The organism is Microbacterium sp. (assembly GCF_035554235.1).
In the GTDB taxonomy this organism is placed as follows: Bacteria; Actinomycetota; Actinomycetes; order Actinomycetales; family Microbacteriaceae; genus Microbacterium.
In genome coordinates this window covers 1-3,035 of record NZ_DATMIO010000032.1, presented here as the reverse complement: position 1 = coordinate 3,035, position 3,035 = coordinate 1, and the positions used below count along the sequence as shown (strand labels likewise).

Genomic DNA, 3,035 nt, shown 5'->3' with positions numbered 1-3,035 from the left:
TTCTTTGGCTGTGTCAGCAGAAGCCGCGGGTGCCGACTAGGCTGTAACGGCGGCTCACGAGCCGAGCGAGACCATCACGACCAAGAATCGCGAGGAGGCGCCGTGAGCGAAGCGGGTACGCCCATTCCGGCCGAGACGGCCACGCTGCAGGTTGCCGGAAGAACGGCCGAGCTCCCCGTTCGTCGGGGAACCAACGGCGTCCCGAGCGTCGACATCTCGACGCTGACCCGCCAGACGGGGTTCACCACGCTCGACTACGGGTTCGTGAACACGTCGGCCACCAGGTCGTCGGTCACGTACATCGACGGCGATCAGGGAATCCTGCGCTATCGCGGCTATCCGATCGAGCAGCTCGCGCAGAACAGCACCTATCTCGAGGTCGCCTGGCTGCTCATCTACGGCGAGCTGCCGACGGCAGCCGAGCTCGAGGCGTTCGATGACCGCATCCGTCACCACACGCTGCTGCACGAAGACCTGAAGCGGTTCTTCTCGGCACTGCCGCACACCGCGCATCCGATGTCGGTGCTCTCGTCGGCCGTCTCGGCCCTGTCGACGTACTACGAGGGCGAGTCCGATCCCTCGAACCCCGAGCACATCGAACTGAACACGATCCGGATGCTGGCGAAGCTGCCCGTGATCGCCGCGTACGCGCACAAGAAGAGCATCGGCCAGGCATTCCTCTATCCGGATAACTCGCTGAGCTTCGTCGACAACTTCCTCAAGCTCAACTTCGGCGTGCTCGCCGAGGTCTACGACGTCAACCCGGTGATGTCCCGCGCGCTCGAGCGACTGCTCATCCTGCACGAGGACCACGAGCAGAACGCTTCGACGTCGACGGTGCGGCTCGTCGGCTCGACCGGTGCGAACCAGTTCTCGTCGATCTCCGCCGGCATCAATGCTCTCTACGGTCCTCTGCACGGCGGGGCCAACGAGGCGGTGCTCGACATGCTGAGCCGCATCCAGGAATCGGGCGAGGGCGTTCGCCGCTTCGTCGAGCGGGTCAAGAACAAAGAGGACGGTGTGAAGCTCATGGGCTTCGGGCACCGTGTCTACAAGAACTACGACCCGCGTGCGAAGCTCGTCAAGGAGTCGGCCGACGAGGTGCTGCGCGAGCTGGGCGTGCACGATCCGCTCCTCGACCTCGCCAAGGAGCTCGAGGAGATCGCGTTGGAAGACGACTACTTCAGGGAGCGCAGGCTCTACCCGAATGTCGACTTCTACACCGGAGTGATCTACAAGGCGATGGGCTTTCCCACCCGCATGTTCACCGTGCTGTTCGCGATCGGCCGCCTGCCCGGCTGGCTCGCGCACTGGCGCGAGATGCAGACCGATCCGCAGACGAAGATCGGACGCCCGCAGCAGCTGTACGTCGGTGCGCCCGAGCGGCAGTATCCCGGTCTCTGAGACCGGATCGCGCGCTCACTTCGACTTCTTCTCCTCCGACTTGGCGATCGCGGAGGCATCCTTCTCCTTCGCGCGCTTGCTCTTCTTGCCGTCTACGCGCTCTTCGTCGTGCCGCCGCTCCAGCTCGGCGGCATAGTCGGGCACCTGCGTGGACTCGTCCTGGGGCGGTCGTTCGTAGCCGCCCGACGGCGGTCGCTCGGGAATGACGATCTTCTCGCGCTCGACGATCTCGTAGGGGATCTTCGACAACAGGTGCGCGATCGTGTTGATCCGACCGCGGCGCTTGTCGTCGTTGTCTACCTCCCACCACCTCGCCTCGGGAATGTCGGTGTGCACGAACATCGTGTCCTTCGCGCGGGAGTAGTCCTCCCACTTGGTGATCGAGAGCGTGTCGTTCGGGCTGAGCTTCCAGCGTCGCATCGGATCGTCGGCGCGGTCGCGGAAGCGGCGCTCCTGCTCGTCGTCGGAGACGCTGAACCAGTACTTGAGCAGCATGATGCCGTCTTCCACCAGCAACCGCTCGAAGATCGGCGCCTGGTGCAGAAACCGGTGGTATTCCTCGGGGGTGCAGTACCCCATCACCTGCTCGACGCCCGCGCGGTTGTACCAGGACCGGTCCATCAGGACGATCTCGCCCGCCGCAGGCAGATGCGGCACGTAGCGCTGGAAGTACCAGCGGCTCTTGTCCCGCTCGCTCGGCGCCGGCAGGGCGACGACCTTGCTCACGCGGGGATTGAGGTATTGCGAGACGCGCTTGATCGTCGAGCCCTTGCCCGCGGCATCCCGCCCCTCGAAGATCACGACGACGCGGGCGCCGGTGTCCTGCACCCACGCCTGCATGTCCACGAGCTTGGCCTGCAGCACCATCAGCTCGGACTCGTAGAGCTTCTTCGGCATACGCTTCGACATGGGACTCCTTCGCCGGGTATGCGTGACTCTACGCGTGAAGCGCCTCGTTGAGGGTGATTCCCGCCCCGTGGCGCTCCACGGCCTCCACGGCCCCCGACAGCGAGTTGCGCCGGAACAGGATGCCGGGGGCACCGGAGAGCTCGGCGGCCTTGACGCTCTGCGGCGTGCCGTCGGGGCGCGGGGCGCGGCCGGGCAGCAGCACCTTCGTGCCGGCGGTGACGTAGAGCCCCGCTTCGACGACGCAGTCGTCGCCGATCGAGATGCCCACGCCGGAGTTGGCGCCCAGGAGCGCGCGCGCACCGATCGAGACGCGGTGCTCGCCGCCACCCGACAGGGTGCCCATGATGGATGCGCCGCCGCCGATGTCACTGCCGTCGCCCACGACGACGCCCTGGGAGATGCGTCCCTCGACCATGCTCTGGCCGAGCGTTCCGGCGTTGAAGTTCACGAACCCCTCGTGCATCACGGTCGTGCCCTCGGCAAGGTGCGCGCCCAGCCGCACGCGGTCGGCGTCGGCGATCCGGACGCCGCCGGGCGCGACGTAGTCGGTCATGCGCGGGAACTTGTCGATCGAGGTGACGTTGAACGGGAGGCCGGCGGCGCGGAAGCGCATCCGCACGGCTGCGAGCGCCGCGGGGTCGACGGGCCCGTGGCTGGTCCAGGCGACGTTCGCGAGCACGCCGAACAGCCCACTCAGGTCGGCCTCGTGCGGCCGGATCAGC

At 66.6% G+C, this 3,035-nt stretch carries 3 protein-coding genes; 1 reads left to right on the top strand and 2 read right to left on the bottom strand.

Annotation, left to right across the window (positions count from 1 at the left end; translation table 11 throughout):
• Positions 1 to 102 precede the first annotated feature (102 nt).
• Complete coding sequence (locus VNT50_RS01795; RefSeq protein ID WP_325483396.1) at positions 103 to 1,404, top strand: citrate synthase; 1,302 nt, start codon at positions 103 to 105, stop codon at positions 1,402 to 1,404.
• 15 nt (positions 1,405 to 1,419) lie between these two features.
• Here the strand turns inward: VNT50_RS01795 and ppk2 are convergent, their stop codons facing one another.
• Both ppk2 and VNT50_RS01785 read right to left on the bottom strand, forming a co-directional pair.
• Entirely contained in the window at positions 1,420 to 2,313 is an 894-nt protein-coding gene (ppk2, locus tag VNT50_RS01790) for a polyphosphate kinase 2 (protein WP_325483395.1), read from the bottom strand.
• 28 nt (positions 2,314 to 2,341) lie between these two features.
• A partial coding sequence (locus VNT50_RS01785) for a DapH/DapD/GlmU-related protein (protein ID WP_325483394.1) occupies positions 2,342 to 3,035 on the bottom strand: 694 nt, incomplete at its 5' end.